The sequence below is a fragment of the Hymenobacter sp. PAMC 26628 genome (genome assembly GCF_001562275.1).
Classification (GTDB): Bacteria; Bacteroidota; Bacteroidia; order Cytophagales; family Hymenobacteraceae; genus Hymenobacter.
In genome coordinates this window covers 4,479,052-4,498,466 of the sequence record NZ_CP014304.1, presented here as the reverse complement: position 1 = coordinate 4,498,466, position 19,415 = coordinate 4,479,052, and the positions used below count along the sequence as shown (strand labels likewise).

Annotated in this window: 15 protein-coding genes; 12 read left to right on the top strand and 3 right to left on the bottom strand. The window is 59.6% G+C overall.

Annotated elements, in window-relative coordinates; genetic code table 11:
• Positions 1–237: 237 nt before the first annotated feature.
• The 4 genes from AXW84_RS19450 to gldN all read left to right on the top strand — a co-directional run bounded on the left by AXW84_RS19450 (position 238) and on the right by gldN (position 4,812).
• On the top strand, positions 238–1,257 hold the full coding sequence (locus AXW84_RS19450) for a type IX secretion system lipoprotein PorK/GldK (protein ID WP_068237169.1): 1,020 nt from the start codon (positions 238–240) through the stop codon (positions 1,255–1,257).
• Positions 1,258–1,312: 55 nt separating this feature from the next.
• The gene (gldL, locus tag AXW84_RS19445; protein WP_068237166.1) at positions 1,313–2,119 is read left to right on the top strand and encodes a type IX secretion system motor protein PorL/GldL; all 807 of its coding nucleotides are present in this window, start codon (positions 1,313–1,315) and stop codon (positions 2,117–2,119) included.
• A 55-nt stretch (positions 2,120–2,174) separates the two neighbouring features.
• Entirely contained in the window at positions 2,175–3,761 is a 1,587-nt protein-coding gene (gldM, locus tag AXW84_RS19440; RefSeq protein ID WP_068237162.1) for a type IX secretion system motor protein PorM/GldM, read from the top strand.
• A 61-nt stretch (positions 3,762–3,822) separates the two neighbouring features.
• Entirely contained in the window at positions 3,823–4,812 is a 990-nt protein-coding gene (gene gldN, locus AXW84_RS19435) for a type IX secretion system ring protein PorN/GldN (protein WP_068237159.1), read from the top strand.
• 96 nt (positions 4,813–4,908) lie between these two features.
• Here the strand turns inward: gldN and uvrC are convergent, their stop codons facing one another.
• From uvrC to porW, 3 genes are all read right to left on the bottom strand, one after another.
• Positions 4,909–6,720 carry an excinuclease ABC subunit UvrC gene (gene uvrC, locus AXW84_RS19430; protein WP_068237154.1) on the bottom strand — a complete coding sequence of 604 codons (1,812 nt, stop codon included), beginning with the start codon at positions 6,718–6,720 and terminating at the stop codon, positions 4,909–4,911.
• A gap of 438 nt (positions 6,721–7,158) precedes the next feature.
• Positions 7,159–9,507 carry a penicillin-binding protein 1A gene (locus AXW84_RS19425; RefSeq protein WP_082773998.1) on the bottom strand — a complete coding sequence of 783 codons (2,349 nt, stop codon included), beginning with the start codon at positions 9,505–9,507 and terminating at the stop codon, positions 7,159–7,161.
• Positions 9,508–9,733: 226 nt separating this feature from the next.
• Positions 9,734–12,865, bottom strand: a complete 3,132-nt coding sequence (porW, locus tag AXW84_RS19420) for a type IX secretion system periplasmic lipoprotein PorW/SprE (RefSeq protein ID WP_068237150.1) — start codon at positions 12,863–12,865, stop codon at positions 9,734–9,736.
• Between the two features lie 183 nt (positions 12,866–13,048).
• On the opposite strand from porW, the gene AXW84_RS19415 reads away from it, so the two are divergent.
• The 8 genes from AXW84_RS19415 to atpG all read left to right on the top strand — a co-directional run bounded on the left by AXW84_RS19415 (position 13,049) and on the right by atpG (position 19,186).
• Positions 13,049–13,300 (top strand): AtpZ/AtpI family protein, encoded by a 252-nt coding sequence (locus tag AXW84_RS19415; RefSeq protein ID WP_068237147.1) that lies wholly within the window; start codon positions 13,049–13,051, stop codon positions 13,298–13,300.
• Between the two features lie 12 nt (positions 13,301–13,312).
• Positions 13,313–13,720: a hypothetical protein gene (locus tag AXW84_RS19410; protein WP_157887131.1), complete on the top strand. Its 408-nt coding sequence runs from the start codon at positions 13,313–13,315 to the stop codon at positions 13,718–13,720.
• Between the two features lie 36 nt (positions 13,721–13,756).
• Positions 13,757–14,830 carry a F0F1 ATP synthase subunit A gene (gene atpB / locus AXW84_RS19405; RefSeq protein ID WP_068237142.1) on the top strand — a complete coding sequence of 358 codons (1,074 nt, stop codon included), beginning with the start codon at positions 13,757–13,759 and terminating at the stop codon, positions 14,828–14,830.
• An 83-nt stretch (positions 14,831–14,913) separates the two neighbouring features.
• Complete coding sequence (atpE, locus tag AXW84_RS19400; protein ID WP_068237140.1) at positions 14,914–15,174, top strand: ATP synthase F0 subunit C; 261 nt, start codon at positions 14,914–14,916, stop codon at positions 15,172–15,174.
• 176 nt (positions 15,175–15,350) lie between these two features.
• The gene (locus tag AXW84_RS19395) at positions 15,351–15,845 is read left to right on the top strand and encodes a F0F1 ATP synthase subunit B (RefSeq protein ID WP_068237137.1); all 495 of its coding nucleotides are present in this window, start codon (positions 15,351–15,353) and stop codon (positions 15,843–15,845) included.
• Between the two features lie 90 nt (positions 15,846–15,935).
• Positions 15,936–16,496, top strand: a complete 561-nt coding sequence (atpH, locus tag AXW84_RS19390) for an ATP synthase F1 subunit delta (protein WP_068237134.1) — start codon at positions 15,936–15,938, stop codon at positions 16,494–16,496.
• Positions 16,497–16,505: 9 nt separating this feature from the next.
• On the top strand, positions 16,506–18,089 hold the full coding sequence (gene atpA, locus AXW84_RS19385) for a F0F1 ATP synthase subunit alpha (RefSeq protein WP_068237129.1): 1,584 nt from the start codon (positions 16,506–16,508) through the stop codon (positions 18,087–18,089).
• Positions 18,090–18,301: 212 nt separating this feature from the next.
• A complete protein-coding gene (gene atpG, locus AXW84_RS19380) occupies positions 18,302–19,186 on the top strand; it encodes an ATP synthase F1 subunit gamma (protein WP_068237126.1) in 885 nt (294 codons plus the stop codon).
• The last annotated feature ends 229 nt before the right edge of the window (positions 19,187–19,415 follow it).

Sequence of the window (19,415 nt, the reverse complement as noted above, 5' to 3'; positions counted from 1 at the left end):
TTGAGCGACCGTTAAAAACGCTGTTTTTCACCTGGCAAGGCACTTTGTGTCCTTGCCTTTGCAGGTGCATTCACTGCACTAATTTGCTCACCAATTGCCACGGGATATTTTTTACGCTTTTGCGGTGCTCATACCCGCGATAAAAAATTATTGTGCAATTGTGTTGGAAATTGTATATTTGCCAGCCGAACAACATAAACCGATAGCTCTGCCAATTCAACACGACTCTTTACTCCCATGAATAAGTTATTAGCATTATCCCTGTTCGCGCTTTCTGGGGCCCTTTTGGGGGGTTGCAGCTTTAGCAAGGGCTTCGAAGGCGAATTAGTCGGCGCGCAGGACCGGCCTTATTACAATCCTCAAGAAGTACCTTTCGGAATGGTACCCTGCCCGGGCGGTACATTTCATATGGGCCAGACGGACCAGGATATTTCCGCGTCGATGGTCAATATGAACAAGCAGGTGACTATCGCCGGCTTCTACATGGACGAGACAGAAATCACCAACAACAAGTACCGCCAGTTCATTGAGGCAATTAAGCAGGACTCGCTGGATGTGCTCGGTGAGGAATACGTGATGACGGAATTGTACCCTGACACGACGGTGTGGGTGCGGGACTTTACCTACCATATGGGCGACCCCCTGCTGGAATATTACTACACCCACCCGGCGTTCGACGATTATCCGGTGGTAGGCGTGGACTGGTTCGCAGCAAAATATTTCTGCAACTGGCGCACCAAGTTTCGCAACGCTACTCGCGAAGAGCGTGGCGATGCCGCCGACCCTAACTTCCGCCTGCCCTCGGAAGCCGAGTGGGAATATGCTGCCCGTGGTGGCCGCGAAGGCGCTACCTACCCTTGGGGCGGCCCTTACCTGCGCAATACCAAAGGCTGCATGCTGGCCAACTTCAAGCCGGGCCGGGGCGACTATGTTAGCGATGGCTATGCCTATACTTCGGAAGTGGGTTCGTTCTTCCCTAATGATTTCGGCCTGTATGACATGTCGGGCAACGTAGCAGAGTGGTGCGATGATGCTTATATGGAAGCTTCAGTTCCCGTGGTGTGGGACTTGAACCCCACTAACCCGGACGATAACGAACCCCGCAAAGTGGTACGTGGCGGCTCGTGGAAAGACATTGCTTACTTCCTCGAAACCGGTACCCGCAACTTCGAATACCAAGACTCGGCCCGCTCCTACATCGGCTTCCGTTGCTCGATGATTCAAATCGGCATGGGTTCTAACTCTAAACTCAACTAATTTATACCAACCAACCCACAATTAACTTCCTCACACTTCTTTAACATTTACTAAGATGGCCGTTAAAAAAAGTTTCCTATACGACGATGTAATGCCTAAAGTGTATGGCATCGGTGCTGCAGTAGTTATTATCGGTGCGCTATTTAAAATTCTGCACTGGAAAGGTGCTGATATTATGCTAATGGTCGGCTTAGGCACGGAAGCCGTAATTTTCTTTCTAAGCGCCTTCCAGCCTCATCAATCCGACCACGATTGGTCGCTGGTGTACCCGGAGTTGAGCGAAGGTTACGACCCTAGCACGAACGATAACCGTTTCCGCGATAGCAAGCCGAACGGCTTAACTGGCAAGCTGGACGATATGTTGAAAAATGCCAACGTAACTCCTGAAGCTCTTGCTAACTTGGGCCAAGGCCTGAACCGCTTGAGCACTACTACGGCTCAGTTGGGCCAGTTGGGCGATGCTACCAACGTGACCGACGAGTACACGAAGAAGGTGCGCACGGCCGCCGATTCGCTTGATAAGATCAACGTGGCTTACTCTAATACCGCGGCGGCTATTACGTCGCTGGCTGATGCTACGGGCGATGCCAAAGAGTACCACCAGCAGGTGCAGAACGTCACCAAGAACTTGGGGGCCCTAAACGCCGTGTACGAAATGGAATTGCAGGATGCCAATACGCACCTCAAATCTATGAACCAGTTCTACGGCACGCTGGGCAAGGCCATGGACAACATGACCCAAGCTGGCAAAGACACCGAGCAGTTCCAGAAGCAAGTGGCTGACCTGACTGGCAACTTGACCTCGCTCAACCGGGTGTACGGCAATATGCTGAGCGCTATGCGCGCCCCGGCGCAAGCCTAAGGCAAGTGTCTTATCCTAATTATTCCTTATTACTCATTTCTAAAGGATATTCCTGATGGCGGGTGGAAAAGAAACACCGCGGCAGAAGATGATTGGCATGATGTACCTCGTGCTAACCGCTTTGCTCGCGCTGCAAGTGAACTCAGCCATTCTGCTGAAGTTCAAATTCATCGACGACAGCTTAATTGGTGTGAACGATAAAACATCGGCGGCCGCCGATGGCACGGTAAAAGGCATTGAAGCCGCCGTAGTTAAGAACCAAAACCAAGCCCGTGACAAGGCCGTGTTGGCCCAAAGCGAAGAGATTCGCGAGAAGACCAAAACGATGGTGGCATACCTCCGTGACCTCCGCGACAAGCTGGTAACGGCTTCGGAGAACGTGAAAGGCGCCACCGAATACAAGAATATGAGCGCCGAAGACAAGGTGGCTATCACCATGATTGGGGGCACCAAAAACGGTTTGGCGTACCCGATGAAGGCTAAGCTGAACGATTACTCTTCGTACATCAAAGGCTACGTGCCCTCGGCTGTGCCGCTGGCGCTCGACGGCAAAGAAGATCCGCTCGTGAAAACCATGCCCGAGCAGTCTAACAAAGACTTCGCTGAGTTGAACTTCGAGAACACGCCTTTGGTGGCGGCCCTCGCTGTGCTCTCGCAAAAAGAAACCGAAGTGCTGAAATACGAAGCTGATGCCTTGTCGGCCCAGGCGCAGAAAGTTGGTGCCAAAACTATTGTATTCGACAAAATCGGCGCTTTCGCCTCAGCTGAATCGAACACGGTGGCCGCTGGTACCAAGTATAAAGCGGAACTGTTCCTGACTGCGGCTGCTTCGAGCATCCACCCTTCGATGACGCTGAACGGCTCCTCGCTGGCGGTGGGCCCCGATGGCCACGGCAAAGTAGAGTTCACGGCCCGCCCAGGTAGCTTCGACGCTTCGGGCAATGCCAAGGCTTCGTGGACGGGTACTGTTCGCTTCAATCAGAACGGCCGCGATACCACCTTCAAAGTGTTAGTGCCCTACACCATCACTAAGCCGGTGATGCAGATCCAGTCGGCTTCGGTGCAGGCGCTCTACTTTAAGTGCGGTAATAAGCTGAGCGTATCGGTACCGGCCCTGGGGGCCCAGTACAAGCCTGGTTTCTCGGCTTCGGGTGCTGCCACTATTGCGGGTAGCAAACTGGGCGACGTGACGCTGGTGCCCAATGCCCGCGAAGTGACCTTGAACGTGAGCAGCGGCGGTAACGCTATTGGCTCGCAGACCTTCCAGGTTCGCCCCATTCCCAAGCCTGAAATTAAGTGCTTCGTGGGTGGCCGCGAGGCTAATGAGAAGCAAGGTACTCCCGGTACTGCCGTGCGTTCGCTGTCGCTGAAAGCTGTTCCAGATGCTGGTTTTGCTACCTTCCTGCCCGATGACGCTCGCTTCCGCGTATCGAGCTACGAGGTGACGCTGGTGCGTGGCAAGCGCCCCGCTATCCCCACCCGGACGATTTCGGGCCCCGAGGCAAACCTAACCGATGTGGTGAATGCTTATCGCGAAGGCGACCGTCTCTACATTGAAGTGAAGGGCGTGCAGCGCATGAACTTTCAGAATAATGTGGAGCCGGTTAACGTGTCGCGCTCTTTCAACATTCCGTTGCTGTAATACTAATTTATCCGGGTCCGGCGTTGACCGGCTGTTTCTATCCCGCTTATTCCGCGTTCATATGAAAGCTACCCAAACTCTGGCCATCATGGCCGCCAGCCTGACGCTTAGCACCGCTGCCATGGCCCAGGAGCAGGCCACTACGGCCAGCAGCACGGGCTCGCGCCGGCCCATACCGTTGTCCGACCAAATGTTCCGCAAGAGCATCTGGCGTGCCATCGACCTGCGTGAGAAGCAGAACAAGCCGATGTTTTCGGAGGGCAAGGAAATCAGCCGCGTCATCCTCGACGCTGTGAAGCGGGGCGAAATTCAAGCTTACCAGAACGATTCGCTGACGTCCACCTTTACCCCGGCCGAAGTTTCGTCCAACATGTCGTACGCCGATAAAGCCAATGAACTGAGTGCTGACGAGAAAGCCGCTGGCTTTAGCGAGAGCGACTTGGGCGGTGGTGGTGCGGCTGCCGACGACGGCTGGGGGGCCCCGGTTAAGAAGAAATCAACCGCGGCCACGACGCGCCGGCCCAAACTGGGGGCCAATGGCAAGCCAATTAAGGACAAGCGTGGCAAAGTGGTGTATGAAACGGTGCCCGCTGTAGCCGCTGCCCCAGTGGTGAAAGCGCCGCCCGTGAATGAGTACCGGCCCAAGGACCTGTACCAGATGGAGCTGAAGGAGGACATGATCTTCGACAAGAAACGGTCGCGCATGTATCATGACATCAAAACCATCACACTGCTTGTGCCGTCTACCTTGCCGTCCAACGTATCGGGTATTGAAAAGACGATTGGCGTGTTTAAGTACAGCGACTTGGTGAAGGTGTTCCGTGCTAATCCGCAGAACGCCATTTGGTTCAACTCGCAGAACGATGCCCAGCACAAGAACTTGGCTGATGCATTCGAGCTGTGGTTGTTTAACTCCTACATCACCAAGGTGTCGAACGCCGGCGACTCGCGCCTCGACGACATCTACGGCGGGCAGCAGCAAGGCATTCTAGCCGCGCAGCAAACGGCCGCTGATTTGGTGGAATACGAGTACAACCTGTGGTCTTTCTAAACCAACGGGTTTTTAGCCAAACATTTTAATAGCAAGGGGCCCCCAGCAGCAATGCTGGGGGCCCCTTTGTTTTGCGCGAAGCCCGCTACTACGTGGCTATTCAGCGGGTTCAGCCTCCTGTTGGTCGAAGTAAGCTTGGAGCACCTTGGTTTTGGCCTTACCAACTTCGGCGACTAGCTCGGCTTCGCTCAGCTCGCGGATTTTCTTAACGGACTTGAACTTGTTGAGCAGCTTTTCGGCCGTGATGGGGCCCAAGCCTTTTACATCGGTTAGCTCGGTTTTGAGGGTGCCGGCGTCGCGCAGGGAGCGGTGGAAGGTGATGCCGAAACGGTGCACCTCGTCGCGCATGCGCTGGAACAGGCGCAGCGATTCACTCCGCTTGTCAATGTAAATGGGCAGCGGGTCGTTGGGCACGTAGATTTCCTCCAGGCGCTTAGCGATGCCGATGACGGAGACTTGGCCCCATAGGTTGAGGTCTTTCAGGGCCTTCACGGCCATGCTGAGCTGGCCCTTGCCGCCGTCGACGATGACGAGCTGGGGCAGGCTGGCGCCCTCGTCGGTGAGGCGGCGGTAGCGGCGGTGCACCACTTCGTACATGGACTGAAAGTCGTCGGGGCCCACCACGGTTTTGATGTGGTAGTGGCGGTAGTCCTTCTTGCTGGGCTTGGCGTTGCGGAAGCACACCATGGCCGCCACCGGATTGTCGCCCTGGAAGTTCGAGTTGTCGAAGCATTCGATGTGTTTGGGCAACTCCTTCAGGCGCAAATCTTTCTTGATGGTTTCCATGATGCGCACCTCGTTGAGGTCCTTGCTGCGCTCGTTCATGCTCTCCTTCTCTTTGCGGAGGTAAAGCACGTTTTTCAGGCCCAACTCCAGCAGTTTGCGCTTGTCACCAATTTGGGGCACGGCCAGCGCCACGCCGGGCAGCGGCAGCTCCAGGGCCACGTTGGACAGGATTTCGCGGGCCTCGCTTTCGAACTCCTGCCGCAGCTGCATCACCAGGGGCCCCAGGATTTCGGCGTCGGGCTCGTCGAGCTTTTTCGTCACTTCCAGGCTTTGGGTGAGGATGATGGAGCCGTTCATCACCTTCATGTAGGAGATGAACGCCGCTTTCTCGTTCGAGGCGATGGCGAACACGTCGATGTTGGTCAGCGTGTCGCTCACGATGGTGCTTTTGGCCTGGAAGGCGTCGAGCTTATCCAATTTCACCTTGAACTGGTGGGCCAGCTCGTACTGCATCTCCTGGGCCGCGCGGCCCATCTGCTCGCGGAAGTACTGCTTGGGAATGCGCAGGTCGCCGTTCAGGATCTGCTTGATTTGGGCGATGTAGCCGGTGTAGGTGGCCTCGTCCTCCAAGCCTTCGCAGGGGCCCTTGCAGTTGCCGATGTGGTACTCCAGGCACACCTTGAACTTGCCCGCCGCCACGTTGGCCGGCGTCAGGTTGAAGGTGCAGGTGCGCAGTGGGTATAGGGCCCTGATCAGCTCCAGCAGCACGTTCATGGCCGTGCCCGTGGCGTAGGGGCCGTAGTAGCGCGAGCCGTCGTTGATCTTGTTGCGCGTCGGCAGCAGGCGCGGGAACCGCTCGTTGGTGAGGCAGAGGTAGGGGTAGGTTTTGCCGTCCTTCAGCAGGATGTTGTACTTGGGCTGGTGCTGCTTGATGAGGTTGTTTTCGAGCAAAAACGCATCCGACTCCGAGTCCACAATCGTGAATTCCAGGCGCTTGATGTTGCGCACCAGCTGCTGGGTCTTCTTGTTGTGGTCGTTCTTGTTGAAGTAGCTGCTCACCCGCTTGCGCAGGTCAATGGCCTTGCCCACGTAGATGATGCCCTCGTCGTCGAAGTACTTGTACACCCCCGGCCGGTGGGGCAGGTGGTTGATTTGCGCCTGTAGTTCGGGGGAAGCTGCCATAAATCGCTGAGGTTGCCGGATTAACCGTGAGTACGCTGATTGCCGCGGCCGGTTTGGGGCGCCGGCGCCGGGGCGGGGCCGCCGCCGGGCCCCCCCGGTGCCGGGCGGGGCGGGCCGCCGGGGCGTTTGCGCCTTCGGAAGGAGTTGTTGCTCCCTTGGCACGGGCAATAACTCGTTCCGAAGGCGCAACAACCCCTTCGGCACGGGCAATAACTCGTTCCGAGGGAGCAACAACCCGTGCCGAACGGGCAATAACTCGTTCCGAAGGAGTTGTTGCCCGTTCCGGAACCCTCAAAACACCCGCCGGGGGACTTATTACTCCCTCCAAACGAGAAAAAACCCCTGCCGGGCGGGTTATTGCCCGCTCGGCAAGCGCAGCAGTCCGTTGGGCGGGCGCAAGTTCGCCGGCTGAACGGGCCCGGGCCGCCCCTGGGGCCCCTAAATATCCTGCTTGTCGGGGCCCTCCAAGTCGGGTCGGGCCATCTTCTGGTCGTAGGGGATGGTGTCGCGCTGGGCGGCGCCAGTGTACTTCGAGCAGTCAATCTCGATGCTCAGCGGCTTGGCCGGCAGCGGGAAGGGCCCCCGGTTGATGGCGATGTCCTTGTCGGCGTACACCTTCTTCATGAAGATGCCGTAGAGCGGCAGCGCCAGCCGGGCCCCCTGGCCGTAGGCCCCGGTGCGGAAGTGGATGCTGCGGTCCTCGCCACCAATCCACATGCCGCAGACCAGGTCGGGGGTGATGCCCATGAACCAGGCATCGGAGTAGTTGGAGGTGGTGCCGGTCTTGGCCCCAATCTCGTAGGGGAAGTTGAAGCCCGTGTGCAGGATGGTGCTGGTGCCGCCGGGCTCGGTGGTGCTGGCTTGCAGCATGTTGGTCATGATGTAGGCCGTTTCCTCGCTCAGCACCTCCTTGGTTTGGGGCTGAAATTCGCGCAGCACGTTGCCGTTCTTGTCCTCGATGCGGGTCACCATCACCGGGGAGGTCCACACGCCCTTGTTCACGAAGGTGGCGTACACGCCGCACAGCTCGAAAATGCTGCAGTCGGAAGCCCCGAAGCCCACCGACGGCACCGCGTCAATCGGCGAGGTGATGCCCAGGCGCTTGGCGTAGCCCACGATGATTTCGGGCGTGAGCTTGTACACCAGCCACGCCGTGATGGAGTTCATGGAGCGGGCCAGGGCCTGGCGCAGCGTGAAGGTGCGCCCCGAGTAGCCGCCCTCGAAGTTCTGGGGCGTGTAGGGGGCCCGGCCGGCCACGGCCGGGAAGGTGGTGGGCACGTCGGGCCGCGGGTAGCAGGGCGAGTAGCCCTGGTCGATGGCCGCCGTGTACACAATGGGCTTGAAGGTGGAGCCCGGCTGGCGCTTGCCCTGGCGCACGTGGTCGAACTTGAAATACTTGAAGTTGGGGCCCCCCACCCAGGCTTTCACCTGGCCGTTCAGCGGGTTCATGGCCATGAAGCCGGCCTGCAAATAGCGCTTGTAGTAGGCCAGCGAGTCGAGCGGCGACATCAGCACTTCCTTCTCGCCCTGCCAGCTGAACACCTGCATCTTGTACTTCTTGCGCAGGTAGTAGTTCACCGAGTCGCGGTTGCCGTCGTAGATGTTCATCAGCGACTTGTAGCGCTCGGTGCGGCGCATCGAAATGTTCAGAAAGTTGGGGATGACCTTGCCGTTCTCGTCCCGCCAGGGCAGTTGGCCCTTCCAGTGGGCCGAAAACCACTTCTGCTGCAAGGCCAGGTGCTCGTTCACCGCCGCCTCGGCGTGCTGCTGCATCCGCGAGTCGATGGTGGTGTAGATCTTCAGACCGTCGGCGTACAGGTCGTGGTCCGTCTCCTTGGACCAGGCCAGCAGCGACTTGGCCACCTCGGTGCGGAAGTAGGGGGCCAGGCCCTTGGCCGCGTTTTCCACGCTGTAGTGCAGCACGATGGGCTGGGCCGTGTCGGCGGCCAGCTCGGCAGCCGGGATGTAGTGGGCCTTGGCCATCTGGCGCAGCACCCAGTTGCGGCGGCGGCGCGAGCGGTCGGGGTGCACCTTGGGGCTGAAGCGGCCGGGCGCGTTCACGATGCCCACCAGCGTGGCCGCCTCGGGCGTCGTCAGGTTGCGCGGGGCCTTGTTGAAGAACGTCTTGGCCGCCGTGTTGATGCCGTAAGCGTTCGAGCCGTACTCCACCGTGTTCAGGTACATGCGCAGGATTTCGCGCTTCGTGTAGTTGCGCTCCAGCCGGATGGCCAGCAGCCACTCCTTGGTTTTGGCCACCAAGATGCCCACCTTGCCGCTGCCGTTCAGCGAGCCGTCGTTCAGGGTGTTGGGCTGGTCGGGCCGCGTTTTAAAGAGCACCTTGGCCACCTGCTGCGTGAGCGTGGAGCCCCCGCCGCCGCGCCCCAGCGCCACCACCGCCCGCGAAATGCTGCGCGGGTCGATGCCCGAGTGCTGTTCGAAGCGCACGTCCTCGGTGGCCACCAGCGCGTCAATCAGGTTCTGGGGCAGGTCTTTGTACTCGGCGGGCGTGCGGTTTTCACGGAAGTACTTGCCCAGCAGCACGCCGTCGGCCGAGTAGATTTCCGAGGCCAGCTCGGAGCGCGGATTTTCGAGCGATTTTAGGTTCGGCATTCGCCCAAACAGGTTCAGGAAGTTGCTGTTTACGGCCAGCACGTAGCCCCCCGCCGCCAGCACGCCGCCCACAAACAGCACCCACAGCGTGCGCACAAAACCCGTGTAGCGTCCCGGCCGGGCCGGCGCAGGGGCCCCCTTGGGCCGGCGGGGCGGAGCAGCAGAGTAGTCAGGCATAAGCAAGTAAAGGCAAAGTCAGTGGGCAAAAATACAGCCGGCTGCCGCTACGCACAGCGGTTGGCGCGGGGCTCTGCCCCGTGCCGGCTATTGGCAGGCCTCTGGCCTGCACCCTAGGGCAAAGATGCCCGGCCACCGTTCAACGATTGCGGGCCAGCGGCCCGCGGCACCGCGGCACGGGGCGGAGCCCCGCGCCAACCGTAGCACCAGCGCGCCGCCCGGGGCCCTACTTGTACACCTTTTGGAAAAACGCCTGGTAGCCGGCCAGGTCGCCGGAGCTTTGCAGCAGCGCCAGGTTTTCGAGGCTGATGACCACCACCTGGAAGCCCTGCCCGCGCAGCCGCCCCAGCGGCGACTGGGGCCCCCGCAGCTTCACGGCGTAGCTCTGGGCCACCTTGGCCCCGGTTAGGGCGCGCACCACCAGCAGGTCCTGCTTGTCGTCGAGGGCTTCGGCCTGCACCTGCAAGTTCACGTCGCGAAACCAGCGGTGGTTGTACGCGTCCAGCGCCACGTCCAGGTTGGCCACCGGCGGCGTGCCCTTGGGGAACACCAGCACCACGGCGTGGGCCGCGCTCAGCTGAGTGCCGTAGGCCGTGGCGGGCGCGGTGGGCGCAGTAGCCGCGGGCGTAGCAGTAGCGGCGGTGGCGTTCGGGTCAGCCGCCAGCGCCGGGGCCCCAGTGGGGGGGGGCGGGGTACCGGCGGGGGAGGGGGCCCCGACGGCCGGCGTGGGGGCTCCCTTAGGTATCACCGGCGCGGGCGTGGTTGCTGCCGGCGCACCCGTTGCTGCTGCCTTGGGTGCATTCTTCGAGGCCTTTGAATTCGGGGCTATTGGTTTCGGCAGACCCTTTGGGGCCCCCGTAGCGGGCGCCGCTGCCCCCGGGGCCCCCGCTGGTACCACTGGGGCGGGCGTGGCCGGCGCTGGCGTTACGGCCGCGGCCGGCGATTCGTCGTTGCTGTAATACACGCGTAGCCGATTGTCGATTTCGCCGGGGCGAAACATCGACACCACGGGCTTATCCGTCGAGGCTAGGGCCCCGGTGATTTGGCCGGCGTCCTGCTTTTGATAGGTGCTGGCCAGGGCGCGGGCCTCGGGCACCAGCGGGCTGTCGGGGAAATCTTTATAGAATCTCTCCACCATGCCGCGGGCCGTGAGCGGCGGCTGGGTGCGCACCACGAGCAGCGTTTTCAAGTACGCCACCCGGTCGCTGAGGTCGTTCTTGGGGTACTGCCGCTCGGTGCGGGCCAGCACGGCCGTGGCCTTGCGGAATTCCTGGTTTTTATAAAGGACAAACGCCGAATCGACGCGGCTGGCCACGGCCTTGTGCAGGGCCAGCTCGTGCTCGCGGTATTGCGGGTCAGCAATCAGTTTCGCGTAGAGCGACTGCGGAAAATCGCGCTGCAAAGCGGCCGCGTACCCGGCGGCTTTGGCGGCGTCGGGCAGGGCCTTGTAGTGCAAGTACAGCAGGTAGTAGGCGTCGGGCGCGTTGGGGCCCTGGGGGAAGCGCTGCACCTGCTGGGCGTAGGTGGCAATGCCCCGGTCGCGCTCCTTCAGCTGCTCTTTGTAAATGTTGCCCAGCTCGTACAGCGCCGCTTCAACCTGTTTGTTAGACGCTTGCAGCTTTTCGGGCGTCGTGGGCAGTTCCTGGCGATACTGCACCACCAAGTCGCGCTTCTCAGCGGCAGGGTCCACGGCGGGGGCCGCGCGGGGGCCATCGGGGGCCCCGGTGGTGGGGTTTACGCGGGTGTCGCCGTTGCCGGTCACGGTGATGGGTAAGCTGCCATTGGCCGCGGGGTTCGCACTGTTGGCTTGGCTACTGGTGCGCCAGTTGTCCTGCAAGCGGCGGTTGTCCCACTTGCGCAGGAAGTCGGCGCGCGCCGTGCCCAGCGTGGCGGGGTTGTCGAAGTACCACTGGGCCCCGGTGCCGGCGGCGGTGGGATCAAACGCCAGCGGGTTGATGGCCGACTGGCCGCTGGGCAAGTTGCTCAGCGAGCTGCTATTGCTGAGGCTGGGCCGGCCAGCCAGCTCGGCGGCGCGCGCCTGGACCTTGTCGGCCAGCAGCTTCTTCGCCAGCGCCGCCTGGCGGGCCGTTAGCTCGGCGGTGGCGTATTGGTCAAGGCGCTGGTCGAGGGCCCCGGGTTCGAGCCGTACCAGCGCCTGGAGGCTGTCCTGGGTTTCGACAATGGTATACTGCTTGGCAAATTCCTTCAGCACATCAGCCCGCTCCTTGACGGCTGCGTAGGTGCGAGCCGTCTGGCTCATGTTCTGCACTGTGCTGTCGTAATAGGCCGCCGCCAAGCGGTACTTCTGCAGGTTTTCGTAGTAGATGCGGCCTGCCAGCAAGTACGTGTAGCTCTTCTGGGAGCGGTTGGTCGTCGTGGCTTTGGCCGACGTGCGCAGCTGGACCAGGGCCCCGGCGTAGTCCTTCTGGCGGTAAGCCAGCCGCGCCATCTCGTAGTAAATCTTGTCGCGGTACTCCTTGTTTTTTGGGTCCTTCAGCAGTTCAGCGAAGTACTTGTCGAGCCGGGCCTTGTTCTCCGCATCCAGTCCCGACACCTGCGCCAGCAGTAGCTTACTAAAAAAATCCAGCTCATAGGGCGGGTTGTGGGCTAAAATGTCGTTGAGCTGCTCCACCGCCTTTTTGTCGTCGCCTTGCTCCTGGTACAGCTGGGCCAGCAGGTAGCGGGTGCGCGAACGCTCGTTCTTGATTTCAATCAACGGCACGGCCCGCTCTAGCTGCGGAATGGCCAGCTTCGGCTCCTCGGTGCGCAGGTAATAGTCGGCGCGGGTCAGGAACAATTCGCGGGCGTCGGCCGGGGCCCCCACCTCCCGGTCCAGCAGGTCCGACACGGCCTTGGCGCTTTCCATCTGATTGGTGGTCATGAAGGTGCGCATCAGCCCAATCAGGCCCTCGTGCTGGGCGTTGGGGTCCTTGCTGGTCGAGTTCACGTACTTAAACGTCAGCGCCGCGTCGTCAAACTGCATCGAGTAGAACCGGGCCCAGGCCACCAGCAGGTAGGCATCGTCGGTCCAGTCCGACCCCGGCCGGTTCTGAATCGGCATCGATGCCTTCTTGATGATATCGTTCAGGTCGGCGCGGTTGGCCCGCACGCTGGCGCTGTCCAGCGTCGGGAACAGCGGCAGCCGCTGGTTGTAGTCGTTCACCCGCCCGGCGTACAGCTTGGTTTCCGTGGCGCGCAGCTTTTCGCGGGCCAGGAAGAAGGCGTTGTCGCGCGCCGCCACGTTGTTGATAGCGTGGCCCACCACGCCGGTGCTCGACGCGCAACCGGCTAGCCACCCAAGGCCCAGTAGCAACCCGGCCCAGGCCAGCCAGCGAAAATTCAGCGAGTAATTCGTCAAAGCCAAAAGAAAAGGAAAAACCAGCCGCTAGGGCCCCAACGCCGCTGGGGCCCCAAAATGTTCGCCCAGTGACCCGCGCCCGCGCCGTACCAACGATGGCAGCCGGGTAAAATTACGTTTCCCCGCCCAAACCCCCGCCCGGTCTGCGCCGTAGCTTTGCGCCCTGTCCTTCACGTCCCGCTCATGCCCCTCCCACCCGCCGCCGGCCCCGGGCCCGAATCCGACCCCGCCGGCAACGACCGGATGCGCGCCGTCGCCAAGTATTCGGGCATGGCTTTCCAAATGCTGGCCACCATCGGCCTCAGCGCTTGGGCCGGCACGTGGCTCGACGGCCACTACCATACCAAAACGCCGTGGTTCACCATTGGGCTCATGCTGGCGGGCGTGCTCGTGGCCCTCTACCAAGTCATCCGTTCCCTCACCAACAGCGCCTAGCGCCGGCTTCTCATGTTCGTTTTTTTGCGGCCATTCGTGGCCTTTTGTTGCGTGGTAGGCTTGGGTCTCTACGGGTTGTACACCGCCTTCGGGGCCGCTGCGGTGCACCCGTTGGCGCCGTCCCTGTTCGCCGGGTTGGCGGTCCTCACCTTCATCGGCCTGGTCCTTACGGCGCGGGCCGTACGCGCCAACCCCGACAACTTTCTGGCGGCCTATTTTGGCTCCGTGGCGCTCCGGCTGGTGGCCGGTATGGCGGCCGTCCTCACGTACCTATACACCGGTGGGGCCCACGCTGGCCGGGCTACCTATACCTTCTTAGGGGCCTTCTTCATATTGTACTTTCTCTTTGCTGGCTTTGAAATTTGGGCTATTTTGACTAACTTGCGGCCGTTTTCAAAAAAACAAGTGCCGGAGCAGTAGTTAGTTACTTCGGTTTGTGATATTAAGTTCGTTTGAATGAAGCATTTACTGTCGATTCTCCTTTTTCTGTTAACCCTGCCGGTTTTTGCCCAAGAGCCCGCCAAGGGCGCTGAGTCGGCCGAAGCCTTCAATCCGGGGGAAGTTATTTTGCACCACGTTGCCGACTCCCACGAGTGGCACTGGTTCTCTACCGACAACGGCAACTTCGTTAGCTATTTCCCCATCATCGCCTACCAGCCGGGCAAAGGCTTGTCGGTGTTCTCGTCGGAGAAAATAGCCGAAGGCAAGAGCTACGAAAACCTTAAGCTCAACGAGGAACACTTGGCTACGCTGGACGGTAGCCCAGTATACGATTTCTCCATTACCAAAAACGTGGCGGCCTTGGCCGTTAGCAGTCTCCTGTTAGTGTTCATCTTTACCTCGGTGGCCCGTGGCTACCGTCGTCGGGTTGGGCAGGCCCCCACAGGCATGCAGTCGTTTCTGGAGCCTTTTGTTGTATTCATCCGCGACGAAGTAGGCAAAAAAAGCATCGGGCCCAAATATGAGCGCTACATGCCGTACCTGCTCACGGTGTTCTTCTTTATTTGGTTCAACAACCTGCTGGGCCTTACGCCTGGTGCGGCCAATCTCACCGGCAACATTGCCGTTACCCTGACGCTGGCCCTGCTCACCCTGATTATCACTCTATTCAGTAGCAATAAAGCCTATTGGACGCACATTTTCTGGACGCCGGGCGTGCCGCTACCATTGCGCATCATCATGATTCCGGTCGAGCTGATTGGCGTGATTACCAAGCCGTTCTCGCTGATGATTCGTCTGTTTGCTAACATCACGGCTGGTCACATCATTATCCTGAGCTTCATCAGCCTGATTTTCATCTTTCGCTCGCCCTGGACGGGTTTCCTTTCGGTACCGTTCGGTTTGTTCATCAGCGTGTTGGAGTTGCTAGTGTCTATTCTGCAGGCATACATCTTCACCCTGCTCACCGCTATGTACATCGGCGGGGCCGTTGAAGAGCACCACCACGAAGAAGACCTCGGCATCGCCGAGCAGTCGCGTGGCGGTTCCAATCTGGGCCACCTCACTCGTCCCGACGTAGCCGCTCACTAAAGCCAACGGCCCTAGGGGGCCCCGGCGCAGCGCCCCGTACTTATTTTTGCGTTTTCATTTTTTCAACACACTTCCCCTTTACCATGCTTCTCTCGTTGTTACTGCAAGTTGTTAATTCTGTTGGTCTGGCCGTAATGGGTGCCGGCATTGGTGCTGGTTTGGCTATCCTGGGCGCTGGCCTGGGCATTGGCCGCATCGGTGGCAGCGCCATGGACGCTATCGGCCGTCAGCCGGAGGCTTCGGGCAAAATCCAAACGGCCATGCTGATTGTAGCCGCCCTGGTGGAAGGCGCGGCGCTGTTTGCCGTCGTAGTTTGCTTGCTCATCGCCCTGAAATTGCAATAATTGCGTTGATAAGCCCGGCCGGCTGGCCCTTGCTCTGCTCTGGCGGGCGGGGCCAGTCGCGCCGGGTTTTCATTCGTTATGGGCCGGGGCCCTTGCTGAGGCGTGCCATTGTGGTCAGGTCGGAGGTAATGAATCCCTTGCCTTTTTGTTAGCCAGGCTGTTAAATTGCTGATACTATGTCGCTCATCACCCCCGAATTTGGCTTGCTGTTCTGGCAAACCCTGATTTTTCTAATTCTCTTCCTTTTGTTGGCCAAGTTCGCTTGGAAGCCCATCCTGGGGTCGCTGAAGGAGCGGGAGGACAGCATCGAAAGCGCTTTACGCATGGCCGACCAGGCCAAGCTGGAGATGCAGCAGCTGAAAGCCGGCAACGAGAAATTGCTGGCCGATGCCCGCCTAGAGCGCGACCGCATGATGCAGGAAGCCACCGCAATGGCCAACCAGCACCGCGAAACCGAGAAGGCCCGCGCCACCAGCGAAGCCAACTACATCGTGCAGCAGGCCCGCGAAGCCATCCAAGCTGAAAAGAACGCGGCCCTGGCCGAAGTAAAAAACACCGCTGCCCAGCTATCGCTCGACATTGCCGAGCGCATCCTGCGCCGTGAACTTGCTGATCCGGCCGCCCAAACGCAGCTCGTGGATTCGTACCTGAAAGAAGTTAAGCTCAATTAGTTGCCAGTTGTCAGTTGTTGGTTGTCAGCGCGTTCTAGCTGTTGATACTAGCCTGGCAACTGATAACCAACAACCGACAACTAAAACCACATGGCTGACCAACGAGTAGCGTCCCGCTACGCCAAGTCGCTCCTCGACTTGGGACAGGAGCAAGGCACGCTGGAACTGGTAAAGCAGGACATGGACCTGCTAGACCAAGTAGTGAGCGGCAGCCGCGAATTGCGCCTGCTGTTGCACAACCCCATCGTGAAGCACGACAAGAAGTTGGCCATCCTCACCGCGCTGTTCAAAGGCAAAGTGTCGGACATGACCATGCGCTTCTTTACCATCCTTACCCAGAAGAACCGCGAAAGCGCGCTAGAAAGCGTTGCTGCGGAGTTTAAGGTGCAGTACAACATATTGCGCGGCATCCAAACGGCCGAAGTTGTTTCGGCCGTGCCCCTCACGCCCGCTCTGCGCGAGCAGATGCGTGCCGAGGTGACGCGCCAGTCTGGCCACGCCGACGTGGAGCTAGCCGAAAAAGTAGACCCGGCGCTGATTGGCGGTTTCGTGCTGCGGGTGGGCGACGTGCAGCTTGACGAATCCGTTCGTTCCAGCCTGCGGAAGATGCGCACCGCTCTGCAAGAAAATTCATATCAAAATAAACTGTAAATCAGCATCATGGCAGAAATACGTCCGGACGAAGTATCCGCAATCCTGCGGGAGCAGCTGTCCAATTTCAAGTCCGAAGCCGAGCTGGAAGAAGTCGGCACCGTGTTGCAGGTGGGCGACGGCGTGGCCCGCATCTACGGGCTGACCAAAGCGCAGTCGGGCGAATTGCTGGAGTTCGAAAACGGCCTCCAGGCCCTTGTGCTGAACCTAGAAGAAGATAACGTCGGTGCCGTAATGCTCGGCGACTACAGCGAAATCCGCGAGGGGGCCACTGTACGCCGCACCAATAAAATTGCCTCTATTAAGGTAGGCGAAGGCATTGTGGGCCGCGTGGTGAACACCCTCGGCCAGCCCATCGATGGCCGGGGTCCCATCCAGGGCCAACTGTACGAAATGCCGCTGGAGCGCAAAGCGCCAGGCGTTATCTTCCGTCAGCCCGTAACCGAGCCGCTCCAAACTGGCATCAAGAGCATCGACGCCATGATTCCGATTGGCCGGGGCCAGCGCGAGCTGATTATCGGTGACCGCCAGACCGGCAAGTCGGCCGTGGCCATCGACACGATTATCAACCAGCGTGAATTCTTTGAGCGCGGCGAGCCCGTGTTCTGCATTTACGTGGCCGTGGGCCAGAAGGCCTCGACGGTAGCCCAGGTAGTAAACGCCCTGACCAAGGGCGGCGCCATGGACTACACCGTGGTAGTATCGGCTTCGGCCGCTGACCCCGCGCCGCTGCAATTCTACGCGCCCTTCACCGGCGCTGCCATCGGCGAATTCTTCCGCGACACGGGCCGCCCGGCCCTGGTGGTGTACGACGACTTGTCGAAGCAAGCCGTTGCTTATCGTGAAGTGTCGCTGTTGCTCCGCCGTCCTCCCGGACGCGAGGCTTACCCCGGCGACGTGTTTTACCTGCACAGCCGCTTGCTGGAGCGGGCCGCTAAAATCAACGCCTCGGATAGCATTGCCCGCGACATGAACGACCTGCCCGAGAGCCTCAAAGGCATCGTGAAGGGCGGTGGCTCGCTGACGGCGCTGCCGCTGATTGAGACGCAGGCCGGCGACGTATCGGCGTACATCCCGACCAACGTAATCTCGATTACGGACGGCCAGATCTTCCTCGAAACCAACCTCTTCAACTCCGGGGTGCGGCCGGCCATCAACGTGGGCATCTCGGTGAGCCGCGTAGGTGGCAACGCCCAGATCAAGTCGATGAAGAAGGTGTCGGGCACGCTGAAACTTGACCAAGCCCAGTTCCGCGAGTTGGAAGCTTTCGCCAAGTTCGGCTCAGACCTTGACGCCTCGACCAAGCTCACAATTGAGCGCGGCCGCCGCAACCTGGAAATCCTCAAACAGCCGCAGTTCTCGCCGGTGAAAGTGGAAGACCAGGTGGCAATCATCTACGCGGCTACCAATGGGTTGCTCGATAACGTGCCCGTGAACAAGGTGCGGGAGTTCGAGAAAGAGTACACCCAAACGATGAACTCGCGCTACCCCGACGTGCTGAAGGCCCTGAAAGCTGGCAAGCTCGAAGATGCAGGTATTAAGGCCATGCGCGAAGTAGCTAAGGACGTATCGTCGCGCTACGCTGCGAAGTAATTCGAGAATTGCGTTTCACAAGTGCCCGCATGAATAGGGTATCAATCGTTAAACACTCAAAATCAGGCAACTCGTTTTGGCGGGTTGTTCTGATGATGTCGGTGCTAAGTGCATTGGCTCACCGGGACGGTTTTGCGCATGGATTCAACGACTTCTGGCACGCGTTGAACGGTGAGTGTACTACCGCTACTGGATATATCAAATAAGGATTAATGGCCAGTTTAAAAGAAGTTCGTAGCCGCATTCAGTCGGTGAGCAGCACGCAGCAAATCACCAAAGCCATGAAAATGGTGGCGGCGGCCAAACTACGTCGTGCCCAGGATAACATCGTGCGCATGCGGCCCTACGCCCAGCGCCTGAACGCTATTCTGGCCAACCTAACCCGAGCGACCGACGACGATATAGTGAGCGACTACGGCATGGTGCGCGAAGTGCGCAAGGTATTAGTCATTGCCATAACGTCGGACCGGGGCTTGGCGGGGGCGTTTAACTCCAACGTGTTCAAAGGGGTGGCTGCTTTGGTGGCCCAGCGCTACGCAAACCTGCCAGCAGCCAACATTTCGGTGATGGCCATTGGCAAGAAAGCCAACGATTACTTTGCTCGCCGCGGCCCGCTGGTAGGCAATTATACGCACGTGTTCGCCCAGCTTTCGTTCGACACGGTGCGCGTGGCGGCTGAGCAGGCGATGGCTGGCTTCCGCGACGGCCTGTACGACGAAGTAGTGATGGTGTTCAACGAGTTCCGGAACGTGGCCACGCAAGTGGTACGCACCGAGCAGCTGTTGCCACTAGTACCTGCCGAGGCGCCCGCAACCGCCGCGGCCACCAGCAACGTGGACTACATTTTCGAGCCCAGTAAGGAAGAGATTGTGCAAACGCTCATTCCGCAGTCGCTGAAAATCCAGCTCTACAAAGCAGTGCTGGAGAGCAACGCTTCGGAGCACGGGGCCCGGATGACGGCCATGGACAAGGCTACTGAGAACGCCGGCGAACTGCTGAAGTCGTTGAAACTGACTTACAACCGGACACGTCAGGCAGCCATCACGACTGAGATTCTCGAAATCGTGGGCGGCGCCGAAGCCTTGTCAGCTGGTTAAAAAAGAAATTCGTAGTCAAAAAGCCCCGGAACCCATTGGTTCCGGGGCTTTTTGCGTTTAGGGCCGCCACTACCCGGGTTAAGTGCTGTCGCGGAGTCAGGCAGTGCGCCCGGTATCGTTACAAGGCTTCTACGTTACCGGAGAAAATTCTGCTTACGCTAACCCTTCGGTCGAATAGACTAATTCGAAGGTTGTCTTTTGGGAAGAACTATTATTGTATTTGCCCAAG